The organism is Acidithiobacillus sp. TH-A36, assembly GCF_057473445.1.
Genome location: NZ_JBYCKP010000443.1, coordinates 1 through 2,178, shown reverse-complemented (window position 1 = coordinate 2,178; position 2,178 = coordinate 1). Strand labels below are relative to the sequence as shown.

The following is a 2,178-nucleotide window of genomic DNA, read 5'->3' as shown; positions in this document are numbered from 1 at the left end:
ATTGACCCCGTCCTGAATCACACCGGATACATTGTTGGCCATATCTCCTACGCCCGAATAGGCAAAGGCGTCGGATGCGAAGGCGAGTGTGACAATAGCCGTACCGGCGACGGTCAGCCAGCGGCGGCGCCGGGAAACGGCGGTGCTGGCGGTGACCGGGACTGCGTCCGATGCGTCTGGATGGATTTCTGTGACAGACTGGACAGGATTTTTCAAAACTGTTTCTTCAGAGGGCATGATGTGCTCCTTGCGCAAAGAGACGGGGACAACCCCCGCATGAGGGTTATAGGGCGCAGAGGGCCACTTTCTCTGTCTGACAGACAAATGCAGGCGGTGAGGAATAATGGAAAAGCTTCAGGAGGGTCTGATAGGTGCAGAAGCGCTATACTCGACTTCGCACCGAGTTTGGGTCGCCGGGGCAGACAGGTTTTTGCGGCTGTCACTTTTGCAACTATTACCCGGTTGCAATCCTAGTGAGGATGATGAAGACTATATGACGAAACTGGATAAGCTGAAAGATCGATTCTGCGCGACACCCCAGCCGCGTGACTTTACATGGGATGAACTTGTCAGGCTGCTCCGCTTCTTCGATTTTCAGCTCAATCAGGACGGGGGTGGATCACATTGCCTGTTTGCCAACCGTCAGGATCCTGCCTTAACGATCAGGACCTGTCGACCACACCCAAAACCGATACTCAAGGAGTATCAGGTGCGGGAAATCAAGAAATTTCTGGAGGAAAAAGGGTTTCTGTGATGAGTAATATTATTGAGTACAAAGGTTATCAAGCTGCCGTCGAATATAGTGCAGAAGATCACGTTCTATTCGGCAAGATTTTACATATCAACAGCCTGATTACCTTTGAAGCCAGTGAATCCTCAGCCATTGAGTCCGCCTTTCATGATGCGGTCAATGAATATCTGGAATATTGTAGACAGGCTAAAATTGAACCGGACAAGACATACAGTGGCACACTGAATGTGCGTATTGGTCCAGAAAGACATAGGCGTGTGGCCATTGTTGCCAGTAAAAATGGGTGCAGCGTCAATGAGGTAATATGTCGATCCATTGATTCATCCTTTGAGGATAAACGTAAATCAACCATTCACAACAATGTGTACATCATGACAGGCGGCCAATGGGAAAATCTGCCCGAAGATGCCTCGAAGTGGCACATCTCCTCACTACTTTTTGAGGGAAGCAATCATGAACAACGTCACTAAGAAACCGATTTCCAAAACCCTTGTTGGAGAACAGATCGATATCAAGATGATGACAACCCTGCTGATTAAGCATTTCAAAAAAAAGTCCGGCCACTATGAACTTGCGCCAGAGTTTGCTTTTTCAGTTGTTCAGGCTGGACCCTCCCCAGATAAGATCATGCCCACGGTTATGGTGGGTCTGTCGAGAATCGCACTGGTTGAAGTTTCTGAAGCTACTCAAATGAGTGTCGATGCCGAGGCAATACAACGAAGGAAATGATGCTCTCCACCGCTAGGGTATGTTCTGCTCACGCGGACACATGTGAACAGAGGGTGTGTGTTCTGTGCCTGTAGCTTCATAAACCCTGATTTTACGTAATGGATGATCACAATATGGCCGATTATCGCGAGCTTCTTGATAGCGCTATCAGACGCACATCACGTCTTTTCCCTGACACTGCGGTTAGCAAGAGTCTACAACCGGCAAATCTCGTAGAACAGGAATACACTATATTGCTAAAACTACTCAATGAGTTGTTTGAAAAACCAGAGTATGAGGAGATCATTCCTGGTGAGTGCATAAATACGCACCAATATTTATACGGTGTAATCACAGAGATCCTAAAGAAACGCTGGCTCCTTACCGTTGGTAGCGTAATTTCTACAAATGACGAGACACTTTTCACATTTGCCAAGCAAGAGCTTGACAAAATTCCGTATAATCCACTTTTGAGCAAATTTCCCGGTCACGTCTGGATCAGCAATGAATCAGGAATGATCCTTGACGGATCATTGAAGTGGGGCATTCGTTACCACCTAAAAAAAGAACGAAACGCCCCCATGATTGATCTATGCCCAGCTCATATGGCAGATTTCAGGTATGTTCCGTATCTGGCGGGAAATATAGCTCTGATCCGTCACTTAGTGGCCGGAGAAGCTGTCGTCATCCGCGCCGAATGACAGGGATATCCGACCCCA

At 47.8% G+C, this 2,178-nt stretch carries 5 protein-coding genes; 4 read left to right on the top strand and 1 reads right to left on the bottom strand.

Annotated elements, in window-relative coordinates; all coding sequences use genetic code 11:
• Window positions 1-237 (bottom strand): hypothetical protein (locus AC2VLY_RS11390; RefSeq protein WP_486922308.1); only part of this gene is annotated, 237 nt, incomplete at its 3' end.
• A 106-nt stretch (window positions 238-343) separates the two neighbouring features.
• Here AC2VLY_RS11390 and AC2VLY_RS11385 point away from each other — a divergent pair.
• The 4 genes from AC2VLY_RS11385 (at window position 344) to AC2VLY_RS11370 (ending at window position 2,160) form a co-directional block, all read left to right on the top strand.
• Window positions 344-754 (top strand): type II toxin-antitoxin system HicA family toxin, encoded by a 411-nt coding sequence (locus AC2VLY_RS11385; RefSeq protein WP_486894407.1) that lies wholly within the window; start codon window positions 344-346, stop codon window positions 752-754.
• The gene (locus AC2VLY_RS11380; RefSeq protein ID WP_486894409.1) at window positions 754-1,221 is read left to right on the top strand and encodes a type II toxin-antitoxin system HicB family antitoxin; all 468 of its coding nucleotides are present in this window, start codon (window positions 754-756) and stop codon (window positions 1,219-1,221) included. The genes AC2VLY_RS11385 and AC2VLY_RS11380 overlap by 1 nt, the downstream gene beginning before the upstream one ends.
• Window positions 1,205-1,480 (top strand): hypothetical protein, encoded by a 276-nt coding sequence (locus AC2VLY_RS11375; RefSeq protein WP_486922307.1) that lies wholly within the window; start codon window positions 1,205-1,207, stop codon window positions 1,478-1,480. Before AC2VLY_RS11380 ends, AC2VLY_RS11375 begins: the two co-directional genes overlap by 17 nt.
• A 113-nt stretch (window positions 1,481-1,593) precedes the next feature.
• A complete protein-coding gene (locus tag AC2VLY_RS11370) occupies window positions 1,594-2,160 on the top strand; it encodes a hypothetical protein (RefSeq protein ID WP_486894411.1) in 567 nt (188 codons plus the stop codon).
• Window positions 2,161-2,178: the final 18 nt, after the last annotated feature.

Coding starts and splice junctions, on each gene's coding strand:
- AC2VLY_RS11380 (WP_486894409.1), top strand. CDS start 754: ATGAGTAATATTATTGAGTACAAAGGTTATCAAGCTGCCGTCGAATAT.
- AC2VLY_RS11385 (WP_486894407.1), top strand. CDS start 344: ATGGAAAAGCTTCAGGAGGGTCTGATAGGTGCAGAAGCGCTATACTCG.
- AC2VLY_RS11370 (WP_486894411.1), top strand. CDS start 1,594: ATGGCCGATTATCGCGAGCTTCTTGATAGCGCTATCAGACGCACATCA.
- AC2VLY_RS11375 (WP_486922307.1), top strand. CDS start 1,205: ATGAACAACGTCACTAAGAAACCGATTTCCAAAACCCTTGTTGGAGAA.